Raw genomic sequence first — 26,584 nt, 5'->3', positions numbered from 1 at the left:
CGTTATTCTTGTAGTAGGTGTTTGATTTTACTTTTTATTATATCGATTGCTACACGGTTCTTACCGCCTCGGGTCACCACTAAATCGGCGCTGTGCTTCGAGGGCTCAATAAACTGGTAAAACATCGGTCGCACTGTTCGTTTGTATTGTTCAACCACCGATTGCAAACTACGGTCACGTTGTTCAATATCGCGCTGCATTCGGCGCATCAAGCAAATATCCAGTGGCGTATCGATAAACACCTTAATGTTAAATTCGTCGCGAAGTGCTGGGTCACTTAATAACAATATACCTTCGACAATGAGTATTTTTGCTGGCAACACTCGACGCGTTTCGGCGCTGCGAGTGTGTTCGCTATAATCATAAATTGGCACATCAACTGACTCTCCCGCACGCAGATTGCGTAGGTGAGTCACCATTAACTCATGCTCAAACGCATCGGGATGGTCATAATTGGTTTTAATACGATGCGCCATCGGTAAATGGGACTGATCACGGTAGTAGGCATCTTCCTCTATAATGGCGATGGCCCCCGGCTCTAGTTCATTTACCAACTCGTTATATATTGTTTGGCTAAAAAGCGACTTCCCTGATGCAGACGCACCAGCGATCGCGATAATCGTTTGTGTCACAGACAAGCACCCAGACTGATGTAAGATAAAGGATTACTTTAGCAAATTTGCTGCTATTAATCTCTGAAGATGTCGTCCTTTACTGCTGTCTAGCGCCTTAGTGACGCAAATCCTCACGTTATTCCGACAAATGTAGCTATTATTAAGTGGTCAAAATAAGGACTTATGTCCGCTGAATGTGAACAGCCATCGTCAGTTGCGGCTGCATTCATAGCAACACACAGAGCACGGACTTTTGTCCTGTGTCGCCTAGTAACAAGTCGTTAAAGTGGCTCCATAAAACCACAAAAGTGAGGTGAGTATGGCACGCGCAATTATCCTGATGGCTGATAGTTTAGGTATTGGTGCAGCTCCAGATGCTGATAAATTCGGTGATGTTGGCGCCAACACACTCGCTCATCTTTTGCAGGCATATGAGCAAGACAAGGGCCAGCCATTAGCATTGGCAAACTTGTCACGTTTAGGGTTAATCGATGCATGTGAGGCTGCATCGGGGGCGAGCATTACCGTTAATGAACGCCAACAACCTCAAGCAGCTTGGGGCTATGCGAAAGAACTTTCCAGTGGTAAAGATACGCCCTCAGGGCATTGGGAAATGGCCGGTGTGCCCGTGTTGTTTGATTGGGGCTACTTCCCCGTTGAGCAACCGTGTTTCCCGCAAGCATTTATTGATGAGCTGATTGAGCGTACAGGTATTCCTGGCATCTTAGGCAATTGCCATGCATCGGGGACCACTATTATCGCCGAGTTAGGTGAAGAGCATGTGCGCAGCGGTAAACCGATTTGTTACACCTCCAGTGACAGCGTGTTTCAGGTGGCCGCCCATGAGCAAAGTTTTGGCCTAGATAAACTCTATGAAGTATGTGAAGTTGCACGGACATTACTTGATGAGCATAACATTGGCCGCGTTATTGCCCGCCCCTTTGTGGGGGAGAGCAGCAACGACTTTGAGCGCACTGGCAACCGCCGTGATTACTCGGTGTTGCCGCCGGCGCCTACGGTGCTTGATAAACTCGCGCAAGCCGGTGGTGAGGTGATCAGTATTGGTAAGATTGCTGATATTTATGCGCACCAAGGCATCACCCAAAAACACAAAGCGCCGGGTCTTGAAAACTTGCTCGAGAAAACCGCGCAAGTAATGGCTGAAGCGCCGGATAACAGTCTGATTTTCACCAATTTGGTGGATTTTGACGAAAAATATGGTCATCGTCGCAACGCTATCGGTTATGCCGAAGCTTTGAAAACCTTTGATGACTTTTTGCCGCGTATTTTCGCGCAAATGAATGACGACGATTTGTTGTTAATCACTGCGGATCACGGCTGTGATCCCACAGCAGCTGGCAGCGATCATACCCGTGAGTATGTGCCAGTCATTGCCTATCGGCCGGGGATGACTCCGGTGGCGCTGGGCGAGCGTGAAACCTTTGCCGATATGGGGCAAACCTTAGCGCAGTGGTTTAACTTACCTGAGCTAGACTATGGTACAGGGTTTAAAGCGGCGCTAGAGCGCTAAGAACGAATAGCAAGAGGATAGAATATGAGCACGCCACACATCAGCGCAGCCCCAGGTGACTTTGCCGAAACGGTACTTATGCCAGGCGATCCACTTCGTGCGCAATACATCGCTGAGCACTTTTTGGATGATGCTAAACAAGTCACCAGTGTACGTAACATGTTTGGCTTTACTGGCACCTATAAAGGTAAGCCTGTGAGCATCATGGGCTCGGGAATGGGTATTCCCTCTATGTCTATCTATGCGCGTGAGCTGATTGTTAGCTTTGGCGTTAAAAACATTATTCGCATCGGCACCTGTGGTGGCATTGCCCAAGACACCAAAATTCGTGATGTTATCTTTGCCCAAGGCGCCAGTACCGATTCCAACGTGAATCGCGCCCGCATCAGTGGTTACGACTACGCCGCGATTGCCGATTTTGGCTTGCTAGAAAATGGTGTGCGTGCAGCTCGCGACTTAGGCATTGATGCCAAAGTAGGAAATGTATTCACCACCGATACCTTTTATCAGGCCGATGGCAGCTTTTATGAGCAGCTCAACAAACTGGGTGTGTTAGCGGTGGATATGGAAACCGCTGGTTTATACGGTGTAGCTGCTGAATATGGTGCCAAAGCTATGGCGTTGTTTACTGTGAGCGATCATGTGATCACCGGCGAAGCAACCCCAGCGGAAGAGCGCCAAAGCACGTTTAACGAAATGGTTAAAATCGCGCTTGAATCAATTTAAATAAATTTAGTTAACGCAAAGAAGCGTCTTTGCGGCGCACCATGCCATCTGCCCATGGCCAGTGCGCACAGAGTTCCTTGGTAATACGTAAATACGTTAACCCAAAGCCCCCACCTTTTAGGTGGGGCTTTTTTATGTCTGAAACAAATGACTACTTAGGCTTGTTTTTTAGTGTTACACAGGGCAAATTGCGTTACTGACCACAATGGGAAGGCACAGATTACGCTAACACCGGAAATTGGTGTTAGTAACAAAAAAATAGCCGCGAGTGCATTTGCTCGAGTAATAGCTGGCGGAGGAAATGCAACTGTAGATTGTTTGGATGGCACCGGATTGTCAGATTCAGTATCAGCCGGAAGAGAAGCTGTGTCAGATCTGGTCGGAACTAATTCAGATTATGAATGCTTTGAACTTAATACTTATCTTTTTAGTTGTTTTCCTGATTATGCGCGAATTCAACTCCGAAGTGCACCACTCGCTAAACTAGGCCGCATTGCGTAATTCATTGAACACAACGATAGGCTGCTTAAAGCCGAGACACTTTCTCGGTCTGGCGCTTAATGCTCGCTCGATATCCGTAATCTGCTTCTCGCTTACCGTGCGTAAATCGGATCAAGGGGTCGGATCAAGGGGTCAGAGTTGTTGAACTAAATTGCAAGCTTCCTTTAATGATGAGCAACTAGGCAACATTGCTGGCTTTTTCAAAGATGAAGATTATGGAGGTGCCTACGGCTATATTCTTGGAGAAACTCAGGGACTAGATGGTGTTGACGCTGAAGTTACCAAGTATTGGTTTGAGAAGGCGATTGAAATAAACCTCAACCAAGATACGCGATCGTCAAGGGGTCAGAGTTGTTGAAATTAAAGAATACATATTTCAGAAGTTGCAATGCCAGTGCAACACTTGAGCTTTGCGCTGGTTACCTAACTCAAAGATAACGTACAATTTAAATAGGAACTTTCAACAGGTTAAGAATGCCACTTACACAGATATTTTTACACTCTCGTTGATTTCTGAGGAACTTGTTTAGGGTTATTACTTTGGTATCATTTTTAAAGCATCGTCGCATAAACCTTGAGCCATATTTCGTAGGTACGAACTATTTTCAACCGCATGAGATGCTGCATTGCCCAAAGACTGTCTATCTAACCGCGATTTAGCCGCATAAGTCGGTTTTATTCGTTTATGCACATCAAACCACCACTTGTTGCTGTGCTTTTTAATAATTTTCTTTTTGATGCGATTAAATCTTATCTTACTGTCTTCTCCTTCAAGATTTACCAAAAAGCTTGCCCATACCATTTTGCAATGGGCGCTAAGAGGCTTAAAGTTACGAGACATAAGTTCAGCACGAGCATCTGGGTGAAGTAATAATGAACCATTTGATAGGTTCTTCTCTATCCACTTTGGTTCAGCAAGGCCATAAATTTTATTTTTATCATTCTTACTTAAACCTTGAGTAATCTCCGCCCATTCTTCTAGATCATACGTATTTATTAGCCTTTCTATTAAAAGTGGGTGTTCCCTAGATAGTTTCTCGACTGTATCGCGATATTTCATACTCTACTCCTTACATACGATAACTAACTTATATATTACCCATATCAAAAGCCACCTCTTGGGTGGCTCTACAAACTAATTGATTAGCTGTATATTCGGCCTCGATGACCTACATCTAAGATCCAGACAATCAGCTCACCGTCTTCTATTTCGAATACTATACGGTAGGTTCCTACTCTTGTTCGATAAGTATTAGCGTAGCCCTGAAGCTTTTTGGTATCTGTACCTCTAGGTGTTAGCCTCAAATAGTCCAGCTTTGTATCTATTCTACGACGAACTTCATTAGGTAATTTCCTGTATGCTTTTTCAGCCTTTTTGCTGAACTTTACTTCGTACGCCATCTTTGCGATCCTCCTTGATCAAGCCTTCACCTTTTTTCCACACAGCCATTTCTTCTCCTTGCTGTGCGCGCTCTCGTTTTTGACGCAAGATATCATGGATATATCTTGTGTCTTCATCCATTCCTTTTTGCATAACTACTCCTTGGTTCGATGAAATTCTTCAGCGGTTTCTCGGTCTATTCGATCTTCTTCTTCTTCAACTTTTTCAAGAAAAAAGCTGTAAGCTTTCTCTGAAATAACGACTCCCAACACATCGCCCTCTCCTGAATTGATAAAAATATCTTCATCAACTGGGTCCGGGTTTTCCAACATGTCTCGTAATTGAGTGCCTACAGAGTCAACACATACTTCCCTCATAAGTTCTCCTTAATTTAGTAGGGGTTATTGGGGTGTTTAAAGTGGTTACGAAATAATTACCTCTTCAGCCAACAGATTAACTCGTTCTACTAATAACGTTCAATAATAAAACGCGGTAGTTTGATAGAGAATTTTGTGTGGAACTTGGGTTATTAACCCAGTTTAAAATCCATCCCCTCAGTAGAGAGGCACTCTAGAGCAAACCTTAACAGATTTGCTGGAGTGCCTTTTGCAACATTCCTACTTTAAACAGCCCCCCGAAGTAAAAGATGCATTAGCGCCATACTCATATGCTTTCTCTTTGTGCATGCTTGAAATCCTGCATCTTGAAGGCGGTCTGCGTGACGATGGCGGCATTAACGATATAGCATCAGACAGAGGTGGACTCACTAAATTTGGTATCAGCCAGCGGGCCTTCCCCAATACGGATATTGCAAACTTAACACTAGAGCAAGCAATACGGCTCTATCATCTACATTATTGGCGACCTATCCACGGCGATGAACTTGCGCCAGGCATTAATCTAATGATGCTTGATGCGGCTGTTCAGCACGGTGTTGTCTCCGCCGCCGAAATGCTGCAGCGAAAGCTAGGCCCCCAGGCTGATGGCATCATTGGCCCCAACACCTTACGAGAGCTTCTAACTCTACCTAGCTCTACCGTCATTGCCCGTTTGAGCGTTGGCCGTGGCCGAAAGTATGCACGCATCTGCGTCAATGACCCATCACAAAAACCAAACCTAGAGGGCTGGTATAACCGCCTTGAGCATGTCCAGAGCGCTCATTCTCGGGGGTGAGTCATGGCTGATAACTGGGCTTGGTCTTATGATCGTGGTCGGTGGTCGCATTCAGCGACTGGAACAAGAGGTAAAGGCGCGCATGAGCAGCCACCCTTTTAACCCGAGCAAGGGGTCAGAGTTGTTGAAATTGCTGAGTTGCGCTAAGTTTTTAGTGCAATTGGCTATTTCAAGGAGGAAATGCCATGGCGCGTCGGCCGAGATTAAACTTACCCCATATTCCGCAACATGTTGTTCAGCGTGGAAATAACCGTCAGGTCACCTTCTTTTCGGAACAGGATTACACCGTATATCTGAACAAGGTGAAAGATTACAGTCGTCGCTTTGACGTCTCTGTTCACGCTTTTGTGTTGATGACTAATCACGTTCATTTATTGATGACACCTACTACAGCAACGGGCGTCAGCCAATTGATGCAATCGTTGGGACGCTACTATGTCCGCTACGTGAACAATACTTATAAGCGGACAGGAACACTTTGGGAAGGTCGTTTTAAGTCGTCATTGGTTGATAGCGACCGATATTTGCTTTTGGTCAGTCGGTATATTGAACTGAACCCGGTGCGAGCGAACATGGTTGTTCATCCGTCTGAATACCCCTGGTCCAGTTATCGCCATAATGCTTTGGACAAGCAAATAGAACTGATTACGGAGCATCCTGTCTATCAGGCTCTAGGTAAAGACAAATCAGCTAGAAAGCAGGCGTACCAAGCCTTGTTTAAATCGCAGATGCCAGATTATTCCGTCGCGCAGATCCGAGATGCCCTGCAAAGAACCTGGGTACTGGGGGATGAGCGTTTTAAGAAACAGATTGAGCAGCAGTTGGGGCATACCATTGAGTTACAAACGCATGGCGGAGACAGGAAGTCGGCATCATTTAACGCTCGGGATAAAAATCTACAACTCTGACCCTTTGAAATCACTTTGAAACAAAATCAACAACTCTGACCCTTTGAAACCACGGGATAAAAATCAACAACTCTGACCCTTTGAAACAAAGGCGTAAACCTGACCCTAGCACTGGAGAAGCTGCTCGAGTCAGTACAAGCTATTTCGCTGCTCGGCCTAATTGCTTTATTTCATTTACCCAAGCAGACTTCTCGGATTCAGAGGCCGCAACTACCGAGCCAAATAAACTCACTGCGCTGGGCTGAAACCCACTGAACTGTAAAGTGAAAATATCGAGTTGTGCAATAACCGATGCGGCTTGGTCTTGTAGGCTCTGCGGCGGTGCATCCATGGTTAAGACCATGCGAGAGGTTTTGTCGGTGAGCAAAGGCACGGGTGTATAGCCTTGGTACTTAAATGCGAACCCGGGCAGGAAACTTCTATCAAACAGGCCTTTAAATTTTGCCGGAAGGCTGCCCCACCAAATAGGTGAAACGATCACAACGTGATCTGCCCAAGCAACTTGTTGCTGAAATACCTGTAAATCAGGTTCTAAAGGTTGTTCATCATCATAGCCACAATCCAAGCTAGGATTGAACTGCAATGCCGACAGGTTAACTCTTTGGGTATTATTTTGCTCCCTCGCTTCACATTCATAGGTATCTGCTAAGTGTTGGCAAAAGCTTGAGCGTTTTGGGTTAGCGTTAATGATTAGGATATTTTTTGTCATCGGGCGTACTTCCGTAAGGTGAAAACTCGATGACTATCTTAAGCTCTGCCCCTAGGGGCAGAGTCAAGCGTGCTGAATATGGGGGCATGAATCGAGGGTGGATAAACAGCGCTCTACAGCGTTTATACGCTTTAAAATATCGGATTGCTGAGTGAGTAATTTGTTTTTAATTTCAGCTAAAAACCCGTGCACCTGTGACCAATCAAGCGTGCCGTTGTTGTAGATAAGCGCATCTTTTAATTCTGCCAAAGTCGCGCCTAAGGCTTTTGCCTCCACAATCAATAACAACACTTCTACATGGGACTTGTTATACACCCTGTAGCGCCCTTGCCTTGGTGGTGCGGTTATTAACCCTCGGGCTTCATACAAACGGATGGCTTTAACGGATAACCCCGTCCTTTTGGCAACTTCACCTATATACATGATGGTCCTTGTTTTCTTTTATACTTTATAGAAGTTAGGTTTGCGGTTCTAGGCAAACCTAAGCATGCAGGGCAGGTATCTTTTTAAGCCCTCTGTACGTCTTTTCTAAATAACAATATTTTTGCTTTAGATTCAAATGCAAAGATTGCTTTTAGCGCCAGTAGGGCTAACAATTGAGTTATCGATTGAGCACCAGTTGGAGCGCCGCATAGTGCTACGAAAAATCCTTATCGTAGAAGACACCCCTACTATCGCCCGGGTGCAAAAGCACATTTGTTTGCAAGCGGGCTATGAGGTTGATATCGCTGACTCTAAAGCGAAAGCCGAGGCGCTGATAGCAAAAAACAATTACTTTTGCGCTATTGTCGATTTTATACTGCCCGATGCGCCGCAGGGGGAGGCTATACCTTGTAGTACAAAGGCGAAAATTCCTACCATAGTGATGACCGGCAGCTTAGAGAGCAAAACCCGAGAAATTGTAGACCGCCATCCCATCATTGATTACATCACCAAAGAAAACAAGCAGGCCTATCAGTATCTAAAGCGTCAGCTCGAGCGCTTACCGCGCAATGAGAAGATAAAGATATTGGTGGTGGATGACTCAGCGACATCCCGAAACTATGTAAGTGGCCTGCTCAAGCGCCATAAATACCAGGTGTTAGAAGCGCGAGACGGCTTAGAAGCTTTGGCCATGCTGGAGCGATATAACGATATTTCCGTAATCGTAACTGACAGTGAAATGCCGAAAATGCGAGGTGAGGAGCTGTGCATCGAGATCCGTCGCATTTACACTGAAGAGGATATTGCCATTATCGGTATTTCTGGGGTGGAGTCGGCACATTTATCGGCGCGATTTTTAAAAAATGGTGCCAACGACTACCTGCGTAAACCTTTTAACCCGGAAGAGTTTTACTGTCGGGTAAGACAAAACGTTGAAATGCTCGAGCAAATTCGTACTATCCGTCGCCAGGCAAACTCGGATTACTTAACCGAGCTGCCGAATCGGCGTTATTTTTTTAGCCAAGTGAACAAATCTCTAAAGGCGGCTGCGCAGCAACAGCAACCAAGTATGATTGCCATGTTAGATGTTGATCATTTTAAAGCGGTGAACGATCGCTACGGCCATGATGGTGGCGATGAGGTGCTCAAGGCATTGAGTAAGGCATTATGTGAGCATTTTGATTATGAGCAAGTCGCACGTATGGGCGGTGAGGAATTTGCGGTGTATTTTGCCGCTGAAGAGCCACAGCACTGCTTGCAAAAACTGGAGGCTTTTCGCCACTTTGTGCACACTCAAGGTGCGGCATTAACCCCGCAGAGCATTGCATTTACTGTCTCTATCGGGGCTGCCTACGGCATCAGCGATAATATTGAAGCGTTGATAAAAGCCGCCGACGTGCAGCTTTATCATGCTAAAGACTCTGGCAGAAATACAATTGCCTATGCCCCGCTTAACACTGACTCGTAAGCATCAAGGTCACATAGCAGGTTTTCAGTGCCGTTGCAGTTTGGCGTAAAAAGCTGTGAGTTCACACCCAGCGGTTGTGCTCGTGGGTGTGACGCCTAGATATGAATGTGATTCACTCGGTGCGCGTGATCACCACTTTGATCACCGGGTTGTCAAAGCGATGTTGAGCGCCCAAAGCCGATTGCGCTAAGCCGTCATCGGCACTCACCACGCCAGGGTGCAAAGCCACAAAGTTAGTATCGTCTCTTATTGCGTTGAATCCTTCACCCATACCAGCAGGGCCTGGGATAAACTGCGCAAGTTCAGAGTTGGCCTCGGTGCCAGCATCATACCCATGACCATAGAGCGAGATGCTTTGCCCAGCAGCCAGCGGCGTTAAATCCACGGCGTTAACACCGGTAAACGCATCATTGGTATTGACCAACATGGTTGCCAAGGTCAACTTACTATCAGCAACATCCTCTACTGACAGGGTAAATTCATCGGTATGACCAGGGCTGATAGGCGCTTCTCCACCATAGTGTGCAATCACCTCTGTCTTTGCTAGCAGCGCCGAGTTATCGCCCCCTTCAGCAAGTGCTTCGAGAGCACCTGAAGCCGGCTCACCAATACGCCAAAATTGACCTTGTTGATGCAGTACGCCAGCGATAGGGCTCAATGGTTGTGCTTGCGTTAAGTTGGTCAGTGTCACCTGATAACGATATTGCACCGGCTCTGGCGTGTCCACGGCTGCTTCCGTGGGTTTTGTGTTATCAGAGCCGCAGGCACTTAAACCAAGCACCACAAGCGCACTTAAACCCAGTGCTCGAGGGAAATGTGTTTGCAAACGCATGCTCACCCCCTACTGCACAGTAATTGTTAGTTTAGCGACAGGGTTCAACCATCGCTGGACGCTGTTATTGATGTCGCTTTTTCCCGCTGATGCACTGTCATCGCCAAGGTTACCGGCGTGAATGTGCACCAGCGTATTGCTCAGTTCGTTGGTAACGCCGCTGCCCCCGCTGCCAATGAGTTCCTCTAAAGGCGGTGGAACTGGCATACCAGGCACACCTGGGGCGCCGCCGCCGCGTATTTCATCGTTGGCTTCAGTGCCGGCATCATAGGCGTTAAGGTATACATGGTAAGTTCCGGGTTCGCTCGGTACAGGCCAATTGCTAAGGCCAACGAAACCATCGTTGGTGGGTAGCATCATCGCCACCAGCGATAAATAGGTATTACTTTCACCGGTGGTGAGGGTGCCTTCGCCGCTGTGTCCAGGCGCAAGCAAGCCTTGCGCGGGGTTGGCAAGCACATCACCGCCAGCGACTTCTACTTGGTTAACAAGACCGTCGATGGCGCCGCCTTCGGCCATGGCTTGTAATTCACTGGAGGCGGCAGTGGCAACGCGAAACAATTCACTGTTGCTATCGTGGGCAGCCACCAGCAGTGGCGTGAAATACATACCCTGGGTTAGGTTTTGCACTCGCACATCAAGTCCAGCAGCGCCCGCAGTGTGGCAAAGTGTGAGTGCAAGAGCGCTCAGGGTCATTTTTGGCAACGATTTCATCTCGAATCCTCTGTTATTCATATGCCGATCACAGCGCGTTTTGCACTGGCAAAGGCAACCTAGTTATGGGAAGTTCGTGAATGCGAATCGGCCGTTTCATCACTCAGCTAAGACAGACCTTGTAGTTCTCAGTTAACTTTCAAATAACATCAATCTTTTTTATTTGTTGGCTCAAATGCCGTGAAAAACGAGGGGGGAGTGTGACCTGATAAGTAAGCAGAGAGTGACGCCGCGTGCGTCACTCTAGCGTGCATTCAACTGTTATTCACTGGCTAGGCGCGCTTGCTGAGTCAGTTGTTGATGCACATTGTTGACTAATTCCTGTGGGATACAGAGCTTATTTGCTAACGCATCAAGATATTGCCCAGAGATGGGTTGACTCAGGTCTATGGCGCTGGCACTGGCGGCATAGACTTCGATGCCTGTTTGCACATTTGGTACAGCATTAACCAGCTCCGACAAGCTCATGGGCTGGCGTAGCTCATCAAATAACATGGCTTTTTCATGGGTTTGCAAGTCCATGTTTTCTACTTGCGCAAAAATGCGTTGTCGCTCTTGCTCGTCTATATGACCATCGGCGTAGGCGGCTGCAATCATCGCGCGCATCAGCAGCAGTTGACCGCCTTCGTTGTCATCTTCCACAACGTGTTCAAAGCTTTGTTGTTGCATAGGAGTCGAGTGATAATTAAAGTTGCCTGAGCGTGGATGTGCTGTACTTGGTTCAGCAGCTGAACTTTTTTGTGCATACTGCTGGTATGCCTTCCAAGCAAGGCCACCAATGGCGGCAAGGGCACCATACTTCACCACTTTCTTAGATGTCTTTTTGCCACTTTTGCCGGTGGCTAAGCCACTTAGACCGCCGCCAGCGACACCGCCTAGGAAGCCGCTTAGTGCGCCTGATTTATTTAAACTCCCTACGAGTTTTTGTAAGTCTTTCATTGCCCTTTCCTTATATCCATATTTACTTGGCTACTGTGAGCATAAGCCATGGCTACGTAAATAAAAATAATCAGCTTGTTACAAAACAATACAAAAGTGCGTGAGACAAACGCAGCCAGAGGTATACACCGCACTATTTCTATTTTTGCATCGCTAAAAGCACAAAAAGATCATAAAAATAAAATGTTTATACGCTTTTAATGTAACAAAGCGTTTTCATTCGTAGTCTAGGGTGAATAAAGAGTCTAATAAAAAGGAACAAGCTATGAATAGAAAAAGACCGACCAACACCGAAGCGCAAGCTGATATGACCCCAATGCTTGATGTGGTTTTTATCCTGCTTATTTTCTTTGTGGTGACAACCTCATTCGTTCGCGAGCACAGTTTGAGCGTTACTCGCCCCGAGTCTAATTCAGCGGTGTCAGCAGAAAATAAAACCTTGATGATTCAAGTCACTCACAGTAACCATGTGGTGATGGCGGGAAGGAATATCGAGACCTCACAAATCGCCAGCAACATCGCTCGCATATCTGCCACAGAGCCATTCTCTTCGGTTGCCATTCGCGCGCATGAGCAAAGCCGTCATCAGCAAGTTGTGACGGTTATGAATGCTGTACGAGAAATGGGGCAGTGGCCTATCGCGTTAGTTGATTAACGGCCTGTATTGAACGCCAGTGTCATTAGCCAATATGACACTGGCGCTTTTCTCAAGGTTGGTGGAAGTTTGTTGCGCTCAACGTAGTGAACGAAGCCATTAATCGCTGCTTGATTTGTGGGTCTGATTGCTTATTAATTGCCAAGCATGCAGGGAGGTCGCGGCTGAAATTCTCCGGCAGGGCTGCGGTAATATTGTCTGTATCGTGCACTGAGGTGTTAATTAATAACACATAATCTAACCGGCCATTACGGAGGTTTTGCGTTAATACATCGATATCCGTCGTCACCATCAGGTTTTTGCCTTCGATAAACCCTTGATTGAGTAATAAAGAATGTGCAACCGAGCCACGACTTGCGCCCACTAAGCTCGATTTTGCGTCAGCCAGAGAGCTTGGGGCCAGGTCATGACGGTTTTTGAGTTTATATAGATAAACCTCCATAGGAGGAACCAAAGGGCATAACCAATCAAAACGCTCACTGCGAGCGGGGGTTTTTAATATGGTAAAAATAAGGGTATTGGCAGAGGATTCTGCTTGTTTGTAGGCGCGCTTCCATGGCAACACCTCAATGCTGTAATCAAGGCCGGCATGATGCATAAGTTGTTGTACGCGCTCGGTGGCATCTCCTCGCACCTGGCCCTGCTTATCTACATAGCTTAACGGCGGCAACTGCTCGGTGACCAAAAAAACCTTATTCTGGGCTATGCTCAAACAGCTCACAAGGGGTAATAATAACAGCCAATACTTCACATCAATCTACTCAATCCTTCGTCCCAAATAAGCCTAGGAGATAAACTAAGTTTTAGCAAAATCAATTAAGTATGGGTTCAGGGACATCTTGCTAAGTTACAATCTCACTCCTGTTAATGTTCCTTTGAACCTTTATTGTTGTTAAGCAGGTTAGCCAGTTACTTTTGTAGCTGGCTTTTTTTTGCCTGAAACACAGCAAACTGGCATCATAGGGGCTGAGAGAATTATAAAAAAGGAAATAGGCATGTCTAAGTTAGTTTGCTTTATATTCAGCGGCTTACTTTTTGTTTTTGGCACTATGGCCAGCAGTTATGCCAATACCCCCGAGTCGGCGCTGCCGGCGCAACAGGCGAAAGGGCTAACACCGAACCAAGAGCAACAAACACAGCAGGTGGTTAAGGATTTAAATGAGCCCATGTATCGCCCATTGATTGAGCGTTACATCCTCGATGAGCTCAAGGCGGTGCGCCAAGACCAACAGGCTTTGCGTGCCGAATACACCGAAAAGATTGCTCATGCACAGTTAGAAACCGCTGATCGCGCCATTGTCTACACCACAGACACCATTAACAATGTGTTTTTTATTATCACCGCGACGGCGTCAATTTTGGTGTTAGTTGGGTGGAACTCACTACGCGACGTAAAAAATAAGGTTGAAGACATTGTTAACTCTCGCGTCAGTGCCATTACCGACGAATATGAAGCGCGCCTAAAAGATTTAGAAGAGCAGCTTCGAGGTCGCTCAGAGGAAATCCTCAACAACCAGAAGAAGATCACCATCACCAACGAAATTCATTCATTGTGGATGCGTGCTAATTTAGAGAGCGACTTTGCTACCAAGGTTGAGATTTACGACGAGATCCTTAATCGTAAGCCTGAAGATGTTGAAGCTATCGCCTACAAGGCGGATGCCTTACTCGAGCTTGGGGATACCCAAGAGGCAATTAGTTTGTGTAATCAGGCACTAGAAATTGACTCAGATTATGGCTATGCCTACTGGCAGCGAGCTTGTGCATACGCACTCACACACGAGCACAGCGATGCCTTGGCGGATATTCGCATGGCCTTAGACTACTCGCCTAATCTGCGCAATGAGCTGTTGCACGAAAGCGCGTTTGCCAGCTTACATGATAACGATAGCTTTAATGAAATCGTTAATGGCTAAAGGAATTTGGGGGTTGTAGCCGCTGCTACGCCCCTAGCTGGGACGTAAAAATTGGTCGATGGCTTCGGCGAGTTGTTCGTCTAGATGTTCTTCAAAATCACTGCGTTGGCTGCCAAAGTGAGCAAGAAATTGCTCGGCCTGTTGCAGTGATAAGCGCTTATTACGCAGCGTGTAGCTGACTTCATCTTTGCTTTTATCGTAACGCGGCACAAAACGGTAAGTGGCAAATTCGGGAGCGCTGATATGCTGTTGTGCGTAGGCACAAAACCCCTCTATGTGATCTTTGCCATCCGGCCCCAAACATCCCGGTTCAACACGGTATAATAACTGTATCTGTGGTGGGGTGTTTGCTGCCATGGCTTTCCTCAATTACTTGCGTACACCTAGCAGTTTAGCTGGTAGTTTTAAAAAACAACACTTTTTGTACTTTGGCGTCTTTCACTTGATAACTGGTGACCACCTCAGAGCGTTTATCAATAACTTCAGGGTCTGTACTGCACGACTCTGAAAGCTCTTGGTCAATAACAAAGCTACCATGAACAATACGTTTGATAGGGGCGGTATTTACACACTGTAATTTTTTAAACATCAAGCCATAGCGGGCTATGAGTTGCTCCTTGCCAGTGAACATCAACTCGTTGGGAAACATATAAAACGCCACATCCTCAGCGAAGTAGCTAATGAAGGTGTCGATGTCTTTGTTGTTATAAGCATCCACTAAGGCATCCACGACTGCAACCGCTTGTTGTTGTTCTTTACTGAGCTTTTTAACCGCTTTCTTTTCGGCTTTTTTGATGGCTTGCTCAAGCGCTTGTTGCTGCGCTGGGTCTTTCTCAAGCGGCGTTTGTTCGCCGTAGGCATTGCTAATCAAGTTTAGGCATAGCAATGACACAATTAGGTATTTCATTTGTTGGTCCTTTTTTACCAATACTGCTCTACGGTGATCTGCCCTGGCGTGCGCCGTCGGTTGCGTGTATAGCCTAGTTCTTGAAGGCAGGCACTGGTGTCTTTTACCATCTCAGGGTTACCGCAGATCATAAACTGTGCCACATTTGGGCTGGCACTGAGCTGAACATGGTCAAAAAGTTTGCCACTTTTTATTAACCCGGGAATACGCTCACTCAACATGCCATCGACATTTTCGCGGGTGACCACGGGCACATAGTGTAGTTGTGGATACTGCTGTTGCAGCTGTTTAACCAATGCTTGATAGCTTAAATCTTGCTGCTCTCTTACGCAGTGTACCAACACCACGTGAGTAAATTTTTGCCATACATGGGGTTGTTGCAGTATTGATAAAAACGGGCCAATCGCGGTGCCGGTACTAAGCATGTACACTTGCTCGCTGCTAGGCACTTCATCAAGTGTGAAAAAGCCCGTGCTCTGCTCGGCGATGCGTACCTCATCACCGGGTTGTAAGTTGGCCAGCGCCTCAGATAGGGCACCATCGTCAACCTTAATTAAGTAAAACTCGAGGTCATCACTGCTAGGAGGATTAACAAATGAATAGGCCCGGGCCACACGCTCACCGTCTATCTCTAACGCAAGCTTAGTGTATTGCCCCGCAGTGAAAGGAGCGATGTCGGCGTGGACCACCAGCGAGAATAGTTTGTCATTCCACCACTTCACTTGGGTCACTTTTGCGCTCAGCCAATTAGCCATTTCGCCTCCAGTAATGTCTTTTTACTCAATAAGTTAACTGTGGCAACTGTGAGCTATAAAGTCAATGAGTTTTAATTTTTGGTACAGTTGCTAGAAAGCGCTAACAGTATCAGTATAGCGCTGTGCGGCTGCTCTGGCGTGGTTGCTGCGTAAAGCTCTAGCGCCGGGGAGAAGGTTCCGATGTTTAGATCAGTGCGCGCTGCTGAAGCCGCGCGCGAAACTGGCTCGGGGTGCAGTTCTTTATTGTTTGAAAGCGTCGATTAAAATTAGAAATGTTATTGAATCCACATTGATCGGAGATCACCGTAATCGGCGAAGAGGTATTAATGAGTAGCTTACACGCCTTGGCGATGCGTAGCTGATTAATAAACTCGGTCACGGTGCGCTCGGTGCGTTTCTTAAAAAAGCGATGGAAGTGGTTGGTGCTCATGTGAGCATGCTCGGCAAGCATATCTGCGCTGAGCTTTTCCGTGTAGTTGTCATAAATAAAGGAAATCACCCGGTCAAACTTGTCTTTGGCTGGGTCTTGGCGGTAATCAAAACGAAATCCGGCGCTGGAAAGGTAATCATACTGGGATTGTGCCATGCGCGTTAGCATATCCATTAACAGTACATAGCGCTGTAACGGGCTGGCTTGCTCCATGTTCTCGAACAAGGCTTGGCATTGCTTTGCTAATTGTTGCGAGAAACGCAGGCCTCGGCGAGCACCACTGAGTAACTCCTCAAGTTGTTGCAGCTCAGGGTGTTGAGCCACCATGCTTTCTAACCACGGTGCTGGTATTTGTGCCACATGGACAATTTGCTCAGATAAGTCAGTGTTGATTTTCGATTGCCAAGTATGGGGCAGTTCAGGGCCAAGCAACACCAAGTCGCAGTCACCATAGGGGGCAATATAGTCGCCGATATGGCACACGCCACGGCTATTGAGGGTTAAGCATATTTCGTACTCGGGGTGATAGTGCCAATTAAATGGGATTTCGGGCAAGCGATACAAGCAATAACGCCAAGAGCAGTTTGGTGAGGGGATCACCTTTTCACACATTGCACGCACGCGCTAACCTCCACTGTTATTGTCCTTGTTAATTGTTTTGCTATTTCAGCAACTCCCCAGCGCTTGTGTGCGCCTATTCTCTCACACTTCAATACTAACCTATCATTCGTTTACCGCTATAGTGCTTTGGTTTTACGCTTTTTTGACAGCTTAACCGCAACACTGCGAGAAAAGTATGATCAGTGCATAGAATCGTACCGCTTAAAAAACGCTCATGCCTTTACTCTGAATAGGCCAAAAATAGTAAGGAAGAAGATGAGCATAACAATGAAAACAACACCTAAACGCCGCTTTAAAATCAACCGAGTGGCTGCACTCGTGACCACAAGTTTACTCGCTAGCATGGCTATTACTCCCAGCGTCTATGCACAACAGCAGTTAGCGCAAGATGACCAGCAAATGGAAACCATTGAAGTGAGGGGTATTCGCCGCTCGTTGGAAGCTTCCATGAATACTAAGCGCTTTGCCAATGCGGTGGTTGATGCCATTACCTCTGAAGACATTGGTAAATTCCCTGACAAAAACATTGGTGATGCCTTACAGCGTATTTCTGGGGTTACCGTGGACCGCCAATACGGTGAAGTGAGCGGGGTGACCATTCGCGGTACAGCGCCTGAGCAATCAAGAGTGCTGTTAAATGGCCAATCAGTGGCCAGCACCTCATGGTACGACTTAGGCCCTGCAACGCGTACATTTAATATGGAATTACTCTCTGCTGAGCAAGTATCGGCGGTGGAAGTGTACAAAACACCCAAAGCTTCCATCGAGGAAGGGGCCTTAGGCGGCACCGTGGACTTGACCACGCGCCAGCCGTTAGACTTAGACACCAACACACTGATGGTATCCGCTGAGCTCGCGCGTGGGTCTCTGTACGATGAAACCGACGCGGGTGGCGCATTTTTAGCGAGCTGGAAAGATGAGCAAGAGCGCTTTGGTGTTCTCGCTTCTTACTCCATCGAGCAACTGACCTCCGGGCGCCATGTGCTGGAGTCTATCGGAAGTTACTATGAATACTTTGCAGCTAACCCAGGCACAGGGCAAGAATCGACAGTGGGCGCGTGGGCGATAGGCTCGCAGGCTTTTCGAGCTGAGCGCGAGCGCACCAGTGCGCAACTAACCGCGCAATTTGCGCCTACCGATAATACCGAGTTTGTGCTTGATTATTTCCGCTTCGAGCTGGATAACCCTCATGTAAACCACAACTTTTTGACCGTCGGCGGGCGCGGCAGCGGCTCTGAAAACGTGCAAAATAATGCCCTTGGCGGTACTGAGCAAGCGACCATTACGCCTGCCTACGCCTCGATTATTTATAATCCGGTGGTGCGCAATGCCGTTAATATGAAAGCCGATGTACTGAACTTATCGGCTAAGTATATCGGTGATACTTATGAAGTAAGTGCCGTGCTGGGTCAGTCTACCTCCGATGGCGGCACGCAGTTTGGCGCCTCCAGTTGGTGGATACCGGCGACTGACGAGGGCGATAAAATCGGCGACCCGGCATTTGCAAATGGTCAAAATAGCACCGATGGCGGTTTTACCTATGATGCGACCGGCCCCTATCAAGTATGGCTGAGCTCACTCGATGCCACCGATGCCAGTCAGTTTAAACATGCCCAAGAGGCCAACTTTCAAACTACCGTACAAGAGCATGATATCCGCTACGCTCAAGCAGATATCAAATGGTTGCTCAGCGGCGATTTGTTTACCAGTATTGAAGCAGGGGTGAAGGTCAATAGCAGTGAATTCTCACGCGTAGCGATTCATCGTAACCCGGCCGATGTGGTTGGCTTTGTTCCCAATGGCAATTTAAGCAATTGGAGTGATGGCGTGTTTACTGATCTTCACTCGCAAAGTAGCGGCCATATTCTTGATTCCTATGCCAAGCTTGATGAAGACCAGTGGTGGGATTTTATCAGTGGCAAATATGAAGCGGGAGAGCTGATTGAAACACCGGCTTTGGGCGATACCTTCGGCGTGGATGAAGATATGCTGGCGCTTTACGTGCAAAGTGATTTCAGCGGCGAATACTTCCGAGGAAACGTGGGCTTGCGCTATGTGGACACTGAACAAACCTCGTCTGGCTATGCCGATGGCCAAGCCTTTAAAGAAACGGTGGATTACGATAATTGGTTGCCAAGCATCAACATCGCCTTTGATGTCAGCAACGACGTTATTATGCGCGCCGCCGCATCCAGTGTGATGTCACGGGTGAATTACAGCGACCTTAAGCCCGGCTTAGCCATTCAAGAAAACTTTGGCTCTGCCAACGGCGGCAACCCCTATCTAAAACCTTATGAGGCCGACCAAGCTTACCTCGGGGTTGAATACTATTTTACCGAGGCATCGCTGTTTTCAGCAGCCGCTTTTGTGAAACAAATTGACAACGTTGTCTTTCTCACTGAAGAGGCCGAGTTTGTCGATGGTTGTGGCGCTCAACCGTCAGAATATGATAGCTGCCGAGTCACCCGACCTCGCAGTAATGGCGATGGTGATGTCACCGGCTTAGAGTTGCAATTGCAGCATACCTTTGCCAATGGTTTTGGCTTTGTCAGTAACTACACCTACGTTGATGGTGAAACAACCCGCCCCGATGGCGCCACAGAAATGGTTCCTGGGGTGTCGGAAAACTCATTTAATGGCTCGCTGTTCTACGAGAACGACCACATCAGTGCGCGTATCGCCTACAACTGGCGCAGTGAGTGGATAGGTGTGGGCGCCGCACAAGCGGTGCGCAATGATGACTATCAACAATGGGATGCATCCGTTGTTTGGCACGCCATGGAAAACCTTGATATCAGCTTAGAGGGGGTGAACCTTACCAATGAGGTCATTCAATCTTACGATACCAACTATGACTTAACGCAAAACACCATTGAGTTTGGCTCTCGCTACTACCTCAGTGCCAGCTATAAGTTCTAACTACCAAGGGCCCAGCCTCAGCGCTGGGCAAACAGGGCGATGAATAACATTAATACCATCACGATAGTGGGTGGAGGCACGGCCGGGTGGATGTGCGCCGCCTATCTGAGTAAGCACCACCGAGATAAAACGGTGCGGATGATAGAGTCTGCACACATTGGTCGTATTGGTGTTGGCGAGGGCTCCACGCCACATCTGCAACAGTTTATGGCCGACTTAGGGGTGACAGAAAGCAGTTGGATGCGTGCCTGCGACGCCACCTATAAGGCAGGGATCCGCTTTAGTCACTGGAATGGCGATGACAGTGAGTATTTTCACCCTTTCTTTAGTGAGTTAGATGAAAAAACGGCGGAGGTGTTTTTTGTTAACGCCAATGCCAGGCGTCGCGGTGCTGCTGTGCCCGCCCATCCTGATGGGTACTTTTTAGCGGCGCAGTTGGCGGCGCAAAATCGTGCTCCCAAAGCGCTCAGTGCATTAGCGCGGCCGCTGCACTATGGCTATCATTTTGATGCGCAAAAGCTGGCAGATTGGCTGCGCGCCTATGCCTGCGCTCGTGGTGTTGAGCACATCAGCGGAACAGTCTCGCAAGTACAAGGTCGCCAGCGTATTGAGCATGTCACCTTGGCGGATGGGCGCACACTACAGGGGGACTTTTACATTGATGCCAGTGGTTTTCAATCATTGCTGGTGGAAAAGGCGCTGCAAGAGCCCTTTATTAGTTTTAACGATGAGTTACTCAACGACCGCGCCGTGGCTTTTGCCACTGAGGCGCTGCCTAACCCGCCGGTGTACACCCATGCTCAAGCGATGCCGAGTGGTTGGCGCTGGCACATTCCACTGCAAAGCCGCTGTGGCAATGGCTATGTCTACAGCAGTCAATATCTAAGTGCGGAGCAGGCTGAACTGCAATTGCGCCAAGCCTTAGGTGAGTATCACAGCAGCGCTAAACATCTGCACATGCGAGTGGGGATGATGCGCCGCGCACTGGTCAGTAATGTCATGGCCGTTGGCCTAGCGCAGAGCTTTATCGAGCCTCTGGAGGCCACCGCGCTGATGATCACGGGCCACAGCATCACGCTACTGAGTCAATTTATTGAAGGCCTGGTCAGTGCGCAGCAGCTTAATGATGAATTACACACCTTAGTGCTCGGCGTGAAAGATTATATTCTCGGCCATTACGCCACCAGCCGTCGTGTCGATACACCCTATTGGTTAGCCAGTGCGGGAATAGCCGCACAAAGCCCGCGAATTGCGCCACTGTTACAGCGTTGGTGCAGCGGTGGAGATATCGACCAGTGGTTGCATCAGCATCGTCATCAGCAGGCTTATAACCGAGCCAGCTGGTATTGCCTGTTAGCGGGAATGGATTATCGCGACACGCACCTCACTCAGCCTTTTGAGTGCGCTCCGGCGCAAATCGACAGCGCCGCCAAGGCCTATGTAAAAACACTATGCGAGACTCATTTTGGCGTCCATGAGCAGGTTTTAAGGCTGTGAGAATAGTATTGGTAAGGCACTGAATTGTGCCGCCAGTAGTGGCAAAAGGCTGCGATACTGGCAGTGCATAAAAAGAGAATTAATAACCCGTTTGGGGTGATGGTCGTGGTTCCCCTTGAGCATTGTGTTTGTTTGCCCACAGGCCGGCTCGTATAAACCATCACCCCTTTTATTTTAAGGCACAGAGGGAAGAACAATGAAAACTAATATCCCTGTGGTCGTATTAGTACTCGCGACCTTTTTTATGATTTCGTTTATTACCAATATCCTCGGGCCGATATTTCCGGCGCTTATTGAGAGCTTTGATATTGGCTTAACGCTAGCGGGGTTTTTCCCGTTCGCATTTTTTATCGCCTACGGAGTCATGTCTATTCCGGCGGGGTTGTTAGTGCAATCTTGGGGCGAGAAAAACGTGATGTTGTTGGCGTTTTTGCTCGCTGCATTAGGCGCTGTGGCGTTTGTGCTTATGCCGGTATTTGCGGTTGCAATGACAGCGCTGTTCTTGCTCGGCTCAGCTATGGCACTACTGCAAGTGGCGGTTAACCCGTTATTGCGCGAAAGCGGCGGTAGCCAGCATTTTGCGCTGTTGTCAGTGTTGGCGCAGCTGATGTTTGGTGGCGCAGCAACGTTGTCCCCTTTGGTGTATTCACAATTACTTGAGCAAACGCAAACTGGGCAAGGTGTTGGAGCCATGATAGCGCCGAGTATTCCCGCGAATATGGGGTGGTTGAGTATGTATTGGCTGTTTGCGGCATTAAGTGTGGCCATGCTGGTATGGATAGCGCTAACGCCCATTAAAAGAGCCCAGCGCAACGCCGGTGAGCGGCTCAGCGCCAAGCAAAGCCTGCAATACTTTAAAAACCCAACGGCCATTAAGTTCTTCTTTGCAATCGCCGCTTATGTTGCCCTAGAGCAAGGCATTGCCAATTCTATGTCGGTGTTTTTACAGCAACAACATGGCTTAGAACCCAACACTGAGGGCGCAGCGGTGGTAAGTCATTTTTGGTTGAGTTTAACCCTGGGTTGTTTACTCGGATTAGTGCTACTTAAGTGTGTGGATGCGCAAAAGTTATTGATGTTCTTTAGCGTGGGTGCCGCGCTCTGCTTAGTTGTAGCGCTGTTTGGCAGCCAATCGCTGGCGGTGCTGGCATTTCCTGCCTGTGGGTTTTTCTTGTCCATCATGTGGTCGGTGATTTTCTCTCTGGCGCTCAACTCTTTTAAAGCCGGGCATGGCGCTGTGGCCGGGATCCTCTGCACTGGCATTATTGGCGGCGCCGTGGCCTCGCCAATCATTGGCGCAATCAGCCAAGGTATAGGGAGCTTACAAATCGCCATTCTAGTGCTGTTTATACCGCTGACTTATATCTTTAGCGTGGGTATTTGGGCGCGTCCACTGGTGCGCAATCACACCCTTAATCTGTTTAAAAAATCCGTTTCCAACGAAGAGTTAAAGAGTCCTTCATGAAAAATGTTGTATGCATCGACTTGGGAGGCACCAAAGCACTGGCAGCGCGTGTTGATGGCGTGAATCTCAGCGCCCCGATTCGTCGCGCGGTGCCCTACCAAGGGGAGAAAGAACAAATCAATGCATTTGTCCTAGAGTTAGTGCGCAGTACCATCGATGAGCACAGCCAAGGCATTGCCATTGGCGTTCCGAGCATGGTGGAAATGCAATCAGGTCGGGTGCTGGAAACCGTGAATATTCCCAGTTGGCACAACGTTGCTTTACAGCAATTGTTACAGACCCACTTTGAGTTACCGGTGGTGGTGCACAATGATGCCAACTGTTTTGCCATGGGCGAGTATTGTTATGGCGGCCATCAAGTGCAAAACCTCGTGGGCGTGTGCTTAGGCACCGGCCTTGGGGCGGGCATTGTCATCGATGGCACCTTGTATAGCGGCAAACATGCGGCGGCCGGCGAGTTTGGTAGCTTTCCCTATCGAGATGGCATCATTGAGCACTATACCAGCGGGCAATTCTTTAAGCGCCAAGGTTTAGAGGGGGGCGCGCAGGCACTGTTAGCGCAACAAGGCGATGCCCATGCCAAGGCGTTGTTTGCTGATTTAGGTACGCACATAGGTTATGCCTTGGCGCAGGTGATGCTGGCTTTTGACCCAGACAAAGTCGTGCTTGGCGGCTCCGTGGCACGCTCTTACTCACTGTTTGCTGAAACCATGGGGTACGCGCTCAGTAAGCAGGCTCACCCCATTTTAGTTGAAGCGTTGCAAATAAGCCCCGGGCAGTTGGAATATGCGCCGCTGCTGGGGGCATATGCGTTATTCGAACGTCACACCCATTTGCCACACAAGGAGGTTTATTGTGCGTAAGCTAATTTTATTGTTGCTTGTTTTCGCAGCCCACGCGCAAGCGATCACGGCGTCGCAGCTTGAGCGCTTGGCGCAGCAACTACAAGTGCATTACACCTTGATTGATGCCAACCCTGATAGTTGTCCTGAGCAAAAAGAGGCGTGTTACCTCAGTGAACTGACACTGTCGTTAGCCAACGCCGAGGATTTAGAGCCACTGAGCGATTGGGCCATCTATTTTAGCCAGCTGATGCCTATCTACGCGGTGCAGGGGGAGCAGCTTGCTATTGAGCATGTTAATGGTGATCTACACCGCATCCGTGCCACTTCGCAGTTTACCGGCTTTGGTGAGGCGGGCGTAAGCGTGCGTTTTTACACTGAACAATCGCAAATCACCCGCTCGGAGTTTATGCCCAACTACCTGATAAGCGATATTGATCACCGCCTTGAGCCACAGCTGATCGCCAGCACGCAAAGCGCTGTTGATGACACTACAGGCTTAGAGCGCCAACCCTATTTACAGGCTTTCACCGGTATCAAGCAATTACGAGTGAGTGATGATGATAAAACCCCTTGGATGGGGGCTGAATATTTATATCAGCATCAAGTACGTCCAAAGCCCCGTGATACAGTATTGGGCTTGGTGCCACAGCCACAGCACATTGCGCGTACGGCGCCGGGGCGGCTGTCGCTAAGCCAAGGTTTTACACTGCAATTAAAGGGAATAGAGCGAGGCCCCATCGAGGCGGCGTTAAAACGATTAGCAACCCTCGGCGTTCATGAGCGCCAAGCTGCGATGAGAATTGAAATTCATGTCAGCGAGCAAGCAGGCGCGCCGCCAGAGTCTTATAAACTCAATGTCCATGACGATGGCATTGTTATTCAAGCGCCCAGTGCCACCGGGGCCTTTTACGGGCTGCAAAGTGTGGCGGGGTTATTGAATAGTGACGATTTAAGCCTGGAGCGGGTCGCTATAGAAGATGCGCCGCATTATGGCTTTCGTGGTTTACACATTGATGTAGCACGTAATTTTCGAACTAAAGCGTTTATTCTTAATACCATTGAGCAAATGGCTGCGTATAAGCTTAACAAGCTGCATTTGCACTTGGCTGACGATGAAGGTTGGCGCCTTGCCATTGATGGTTTACCGGAGCTGACCGAGGTGGCGGCAACACGTTGTTTAGATTTAACAGAGCAGCGCTGCTTGTTGCCCCAGTTGGGCGCCGGCCACCTTAGTGACAGTGGGATAAATGGTTTTTATAGCGCGCAAGATTATATTGATATTTTGCGTTATGCCCAAGCCCATCATATTGAAGTGGTGCCTTCGCTGGATATGCCCGGGCACTCACGTGCCGCTATTAAAGCGATGGAGGCTCGTTATCAGCGTTTGCTGGCGCAAGGTGATAAACAGCGCGCCCGTCAGTACCGTTTAGTGGAGCCACAAGACGGTACGCAATACCGCTCTATTCAGCATTATAACGACAACACCTTAAATATTTGTTTGCCGTCAACCTATCGCTTTATCGATAAGGTACTGCTGGAAGTACAGCGTTTGCACCAGCGTGCGGGAGTGGCGTTGCACACTTATCATATTGGTGCCGATGAAACGGCCGGAGCTTGGTTGGCGTCACCGGCATGCCAACAGCTCAAAGAGAAGGTCGCGGACTTTAGCTCATTCAATGGTTATTTTATTGAAAAGATTAGCCAATCTTTGGCTAATAAAGGCATTAAAGTGGGTGGTTGGAGTGACGGCATGGGCGATGTGCGCTTAGCAAATATGCCAGCTCACGTGCAAAGTAACGCCTGGGCGACTTTGAGTGACAATGGCCATGAGGTTGCCCATCAGCATGCCAATCAAGGATGGGATGTGGTGATCTCCAGCCCAGATGTCACCTATTTTGATTTTCCATATCAATCGCACCCGCAAGAGCGTGGAAATCACTGGGCCAGTCGGGCTGTTGATACGCGCAAGGTGTTTGAGTTTATGCCTGATAATCTGCCCGCACATGCAGAGATATGGCGCAGTGTTAAAAATCAGCCGTACCACGCCGATGACAGTGAATCGTCTTTACAACCCGGTGTGCAGTTTGCCGGTGTGCAAGGACACCTTTGGTCGGAGATGCTGCGCACAGACCGCCAAGCCGAGTACATGCTGTATCCGCGCTTATTGGCGTTAGCAGAGCGTGCTTGGCACAAACCGCAGTGGGCACTGCCTTATGTGGCCGGTCGCAGTTACAGTGCCGACACCGAGTTTTTCGATGCGCAACGCCAACAGCAACGAGAGCAGGATTGGCAGCGTTTTGCTTATTTAGTTGGCGAACGGGAAATAGCTAAATTAGAAAAGTATGGGCGTTTTTATCGCATTCCCACAGTGGCGGCAAGCACCACTAAACAAGGTTATATCGATGCCTTTACTTTACTTCCCGGGTTCGCCATTGAAGTACAAACGTCGGATGGCCAGTGGCAACCGTTTAAAGGCAACAAGCACTATGGCCCGGTGCGGGCGATACGAGCACGATCGCCATTAACCGAGCGCCGAGGGAGGGCGTTGAGTTTGCAGTAAACCAAGATTTCACACCAGTAAGGCAGAGCAGGGCGGTGCCGCCGCCTTTTTGCTTTCGCTACTGAAACTAGTTGATTTAAATACGGTAATAAGTA

26 protein-coding genes and 1 pseudogene are annotated in these 26,584 nt (G+C 48.3%); 12 read left to right on the top strand and 15 right to left on the bottom strand.

What is annotated here, in order from left to right:
• Positions 1-2: 2 nt before the first annotated feature.
• Positions 3-632: a uridine kinase gene (gene udk, locus EXT46_RS06610; RefSeq protein WP_022944791.1), complete on the bottom strand. Its 630-nt coding sequence runs from the start codon at positions 630-632 to the stop codon at positions 3-5.
• A 301-nt stretch (positions 633-933) separates the two neighbouring features.
• Here udk and EXT46_RS06605 point away from each other — a divergent pair, with 301 nt between their 5' ends.
• Both EXT46_RS06605 and deoD read left to right on the top strand, forming a co-directional pair.
• Positions 934-2,145, top strand: a complete 1,212-nt coding sequence (locus EXT46_RS06605) for a phosphopentomutase (RefSeq protein ID WP_130146107.1) — start codon at positions 934-936, stop codon at positions 2,143-2,145.
• Between the two features lie 24 nt (positions 2,146-2,169).
• On the top strand, positions 2,170-2,871 hold the full coding sequence (gene deoD, locus EXT46_RS06600; RefSeq protein WP_022944793.1) for a purine-nucleoside phosphorylase: 702 nt from the start codon (positions 2,170-2,172) through the stop codon (positions 2,869-2,871).
• Between the two features lie 483 nt (positions 2,872-3,354).
• On the opposite strand, the pseudogene EXT46_RS18985 reads toward deoD, so the two are convergent.
• From EXT46_RS18985 to EXT46_RS06580, 4 genes and pseudogenes are all read right to left on the bottom strand, one after another.
• Positions 3,355-3,483: pseudogene (locus EXT46_RS18985) on the bottom strand (IS30 family transposase); the annotation flags it as partial.
• Between the two features lie 424 nt (positions 3,484-3,907).
• The gene (locus EXT46_RS06590; RefSeq protein ID WP_130146105.1) at positions 3,908-4,432 is read right to left on the bottom strand and encodes a hypothetical protein; all 525 of its coding nucleotides are present in this window, start codon (positions 4,430-4,432) and stop codon (positions 3,908-3,910) included.
• A gap of 306 nt (positions 4,433-4,738) precedes the next feature.
• Positions 4,739-4,906 (bottom strand): hypothetical protein, encoded by a 168-nt coding sequence (locus tag EXT46_RS18845; protein WP_165381072.1) that lies wholly within the window; start codon positions 4,904-4,906, stop codon positions 4,739-4,741.
• A gap of 2 nt (positions 4,907-4,908) precedes the next feature.
• Positions 4,909-5,130: a hypothetical protein gene (locus tag EXT46_RS06580; RefSeq protein ID WP_130146101.1), complete on the bottom strand. Its 222-nt coding sequence runs from the start codon at positions 5,128-5,130 to the stop codon at positions 4,909-4,911.
• A 229-nt stretch (positions 5,131-5,359) separates the two neighbouring features.
• Here EXT46_RS06580 and EXT46_RS06575 point away from each other — a divergent pair, with 229 nt between their 5' ends.
• Both EXT46_RS06575 and EXT46_RS06570 read left to right on the top strand, forming a co-directional pair.
• Entirely contained in the window at positions 5,360-5,926 is a 567-nt protein-coding gene (locus tag EXT46_RS06575) for an N-acetylmuramidase (protein WP_240701093.1), read from the top strand.
• A 185-nt stretch (positions 5,927-6,111) separates the two neighbouring features.
• Positions 6,112-6,834, top strand: coding sequence for a transposase (locus tag EXT46_RS06570; RefSeq protein WP_130146099.1), 723 nt, complete (start codon positions 6,112-6,114; stop codon positions 6,832-6,834).
• 139 nt (positions 6,835-6,973) lie between these two features.
• On the opposite strand, the gene EXT46_RS06565 is transcribed toward EXT46_RS06570, so the two are convergent.
• Positions 6,974-7,543 carry an NAD(P)H-dependent oxidoreductase gene (locus EXT46_RS06565; RefSeq protein ID WP_130146097.1) on the bottom strand — a complete coding sequence of 190 codons (570 nt, stop codon included), beginning with the start codon at positions 7,541-7,543 and terminating at the stop codon, positions 6,974-6,976.
• Positions 7,544-7,606: 63 nt separating this feature from the next.
• On the bottom strand, positions 7,607-7,966 hold the full coding sequence (locus tag EXT46_RS06560; protein ID WP_130146095.1) for a MerR family transcriptional regulator: 360 nt from the start codon (positions 7,964-7,966) through the stop codon (positions 7,607-7,609).
• Between the two features lie 211 nt (positions 7,967-8,177).
• Here EXT46_RS06560 and EXT46_RS06555 point away from each other — a divergent pair, with 211 nt between their 5' ends.
• Positions 8,178-9,434 (top strand): diguanylate cyclase, encoded by a 1,257-nt coding sequence (locus tag EXT46_RS06555; RefSeq protein ID WP_205988227.1) that lies wholly within the window; start codon positions 8,178-8,180, stop codon positions 9,432-9,434.
• Positions 9,435-9,546: 112 nt separating this feature from the next.
• Here EXT46_RS06555 and EXT46_RS06550 read toward each other — a convergent pair whose 3' ends face one another.
• The 3 genes from EXT46_RS06550 to EXT46_RS06540 all read right to left on the bottom strand — a co-directional run bounded on the left by EXT46_RS06550 (position 9,547) and on the right by EXT46_RS06540 (position 11,919).
• A complete protein-coding gene (locus EXT46_RS06550; RefSeq protein WP_130146091.1) occupies positions 9,547-10,266 on the bottom strand; it encodes a spondin domain-containing protein in 720 nt (239 codons plus the stop codon).
• Positions 10,267-10,275: 9 nt separating this feature from the next.
• On the bottom strand, positions 10,276-10,980 hold the full coding sequence (locus EXT46_RS06545) for a spondin domain-containing protein (protein WP_130146089.1): 705 nt from the start codon (positions 10,978-10,980) through the stop codon (positions 10,276-10,278).
• Between the two features lie 261 nt (positions 10,981-11,241).
• Positions 11,242-11,919, bottom strand: a complete 678-nt coding sequence (locus EXT46_RS06540) for a tellurite resistance TerB family protein (RefSeq protein ID WP_130146087.1) — start codon at positions 11,917-11,919, stop codon at positions 11,242-11,244.
• A gap of 265 nt (positions 11,920-12,184) precedes the next feature.
• Here EXT46_RS06540 and EXT46_RS06535 point away from each other — a divergent pair, with 265 nt between their 5' ends.
• Positions 12,185-12,574 (top strand): biopolymer transporter ExbD, encoded by a 390-nt coding sequence (locus tag EXT46_RS06535; protein ID WP_022944665.1) that lies wholly within the window; start codon positions 12,185-12,187, stop codon positions 12,572-12,574.
• Positions 12,575-12,626: 52 nt separating this feature from the next.
• On the opposite strand, the gene EXT46_RS06530 is transcribed toward EXT46_RS06535, so the two are convergent.
• Positions 12,627-13,325 carry a transporter substrate-binding domain-containing protein gene (locus EXT46_RS06530; RefSeq protein ID WP_165381071.1) on the bottom strand — a complete coding sequence of 233 codons (699 nt, stop codon included), beginning with the start codon at positions 13,323-13,325 and terminating at the stop codon, positions 12,627-12,629.
• A 298-nt stretch (positions 13,326-13,623) separates the two neighbouring features.
• Between EXT46_RS06530 and EXT46_RS06525 the strand changes: the two genes are divergently transcribed.
• A complete protein-coding gene (locus EXT46_RS06525) occupies positions 13,624-14,490 on the top strand; it encodes a tetratricopeptide repeat protein (protein ID WP_045980239.1) in 867 nt (288 codons plus the stop codon).
• Positions 14,491-14,523: 33 nt separating this feature from the next.
• Here the strand turns inward: EXT46_RS06525 and EXT46_RS06520 are convergent, their stop codons facing one another.
• The 4 genes from EXT46_RS06520 to EXT46_RS06505 form a co-directional block, all read right to left on the bottom strand.
• A complete protein-coding gene (locus EXT46_RS06520) occupies positions 14,524-14,847 on the bottom strand; it encodes a hypothetical protein (RefSeq protein WP_045980153.1) in 324 nt (107 codons plus the stop codon).
• 34 nt (positions 14,848-14,881) lie between these two features.
• Positions 14,882-15,397: a nuclear transport factor 2 family protein gene (locus EXT46_RS06515; protein WP_045980154.1), complete on the bottom strand. Its 516-nt coding sequence runs from the start codon at positions 15,395-15,397 to the stop codon at positions 14,882-14,884.
• Positions 15,398-15,411: 14 nt separating this feature from the next.
• Positions 15,412-16,152 carry a ferredoxin--NADP reductase gene (locus EXT46_RS06510; protein WP_130146083.1) on the bottom strand — a complete coding sequence of 247 codons (741 nt, stop codon included), beginning with the start codon at positions 16,150-16,152 and terminating at the stop codon, positions 15,412-15,414.
• A gap of 184 nt (positions 16,153-16,336) precedes the next feature.
• Positions 16,337-17,203, bottom strand: a complete 867-nt coding sequence (locus EXT46_RS06505) for an AraC family transcriptional regulator (protein ID WP_130146081.1) — start codon at positions 17,201-17,203, stop codon at positions 16,337-16,339.
• A gap of 267 nt (positions 17,204-17,470) precedes the next feature.
• Between EXT46_RS06505 and EXT46_RS06500 the strand changes: the two genes are divergently transcribed.
• The 5 genes from EXT46_RS06500 to EXT46_RS06480 all read left to right on the top strand — a co-directional run bounded on the left by EXT46_RS06500 (position 17,471) and on the right by EXT46_RS06480 (position 26,489).
• Complete coding sequence (locus EXT46_RS06500) at positions 17,471-20,122, top strand: TonB-dependent receptor (RefSeq protein ID WP_130146079.1); 2,652 nt, start codon at positions 17,471-17,473, stop codon at positions 20,120-20,122.
• 39 nt (positions 20,123-20,161) lie between these two features.
• A complete protein-coding gene (locus EXT46_RS06495; RefSeq protein ID WP_130146077.1) occupies positions 20,162-21,619 on the top strand; it encodes a tryptophan halogenase family protein in 1,458 nt (485 codons plus the stop codon).
• 196 nt (positions 21,620-21,815) lie between these two features.
• Positions 21,816-23,084: an MFS transporter gene (locus tag EXT46_RS06490; RefSeq protein ID WP_130146075.1), complete on the top strand. Its 1,269-nt coding sequence runs from the start codon at positions 21,816-21,818 to the stop codon at positions 23,082-23,084.
• Positions 23,081-23,947, top strand: a complete 867-nt coding sequence (locus tag EXT46_RS06485) for an ROK family protein (protein WP_130146073.1) — start codon at positions 23,081-23,083, stop codon at positions 23,945-23,947. Before EXT46_RS06490 ends, EXT46_RS06485 begins: the two co-directional genes overlap by 4 nt.
• The gene (locus EXT46_RS06480; RefSeq protein ID WP_346428460.1) at positions 23,940-26,489 is read left to right on the top strand and encodes a family 20 glycosylhydrolase; all 2,550 of its coding nucleotides are present in this window, start codon (positions 23,940-23,942) and stop codon (positions 26,487-26,489) included. Before EXT46_RS06485 ends, EXT46_RS06480 begins: the two co-directional genes overlap by 8 nt.
• Positions 26,490-26,584 lie beyond the last annotated feature (95 nt).

This window comes from Pseudoalteromonas sp. CO325X (assembly GCF_004208955.1).
Taxonomy (GTDB): Bacteria; Pseudomonadota; Gammaproteobacteria; order Enterobacterales; family Alteromonadaceae; genus Pseudoalteromonas; species Pseudoalteromonas ruthenica.
Note: the sequence above shows the minus strand (reverse complement) of the source record. Positions and strands in the feature narration are given on the sequence as shown.

Coding starts and splice junctions, on each gene's coding strand:
- EXT46_RS06605 (WP_130146107.1), top strand. CDS start 934: ATGGCACGCGCAATTATCCTGATGGCTGATAGTTTAGGTATTGGTGCA.
- deoD (WP_022944793.1), top strand. CDS start 2,170: ATGAGCACGCCACACATCAGCGCAGCCCCAGGTGACTTTGCCGAAACG.
- EXT46_RS06590 (WP_130146105.1), bottom strand. CDS start 4,432: ATGAAATATCGCGATACAGTCGAGAAACTATCTAGGGAACACCCACTT.
- EXT46_RS18845 (WP_165381072.1), bottom strand. CDS start 4,906: ATGCAAAAAGGAATGGATGAAGACACAAGATATATCCATGATATCTTG.
- EXT46_RS06580 (WP_130146101.1), bottom strand. CDS start 5,130: ATGAGGGAAGTATGTGTTGACTCTGTAGGCACTCAATTACGAGACATG.
- EXT46_RS06570 (WP_130146099.1), top strand. CDS start 6,112: ATGGCGCGTCGGCCGAGATTAAACTTACCCCATATTCCGCAACATGTT.
- EXT46_RS06565 (WP_130146097.1), bottom strand. CDS start 7,543: ATGACAAAAAATATCCTAATCATTAACGCTAACCCAAAACGCTCAAGC.
- EXT46_RS06560 (WP_130146095.1), bottom strand. CDS start 7,966: ATGTATATAGGTGAAGTTGCCAAAAGGACGGGGTTATCCGTTAAAGCC.
- EXT46_RS06550 (WP_130146091.1), bottom strand. CDS start 10,266: ATGCGTTTGCAAACACATTTCCCTCGAGCACTGGGTTTAAGTGCGCTT.
- EXT46_RS06545 (WP_130146089.1), bottom strand. CDS start 10,980: ATGAAATCGTTGCCAAAAATGACCCTGAGCGCTCTTGCACTCACACTT.
- EXT46_RS06540 (WP_130146087.1), bottom strand. CDS start 11,919: ATGAAAGACTTACAAAAACTCGTAGGGAGTTTAAATAAATCAGGCGCA.
- EXT46_RS06535 (WP_022944665.1), top strand. CDS start 12,185: ATGAATAGAAAAAGACCGACCAACACCGAAGCGCAAGCTGATATGACC.
- EXT46_RS06525 (WP_045980239.1), top strand. CDS start 13,624: ATGGCCAGCAGTTATGCCAATACCCCCGAGTCGGCGCTGCCGGCGCAA.
- EXT46_RS06520 (WP_045980153.1), bottom strand. CDS start 14,847: ATGGCAGCAAACACCCCACCACAGATACAGTTATTATACCGTGTTGAA.
- EXT46_RS06515 (WP_045980154.1), bottom strand. CDS start 15,397: ATGAAATACCTAATTGTGTCATTGCTATGCCTAAACTTGATTAGCAAT.
- EXT46_RS06510 (WP_130146083.1), bottom strand. CDS start 16,152: ATGGCTAATTGGCTGAGCGCAAAAGTGACCCAAGTGAAGTGGTGGAAT.
- EXT46_RS06500 (WP_130146079.1), top strand. CDS start 17,471: ATGAAAACAACACCTAAACGCCGCTTTAAAATCAACCGAGTGGCTGCA.
- EXT46_RS06495 (WP_130146077.1), top strand. CDS start 20,162: ATGAATAACATTAATACCATCACGATAGTGGGTGGAGGCACGGCCGGG.
- EXT46_RS06490 (WP_130146075.1), top strand. CDS start 21,816: ATGAAAACTAATATCCCTGTGGTCGTATTAGTACTCGCGACCTTTTTT.
- EXT46_RS06485 (WP_130146073.1), top strand. CDS start 23,081: ATGAAAAATGTTGTATGCATCGACTTGGGAGGCACCAAAGCACTGGCA.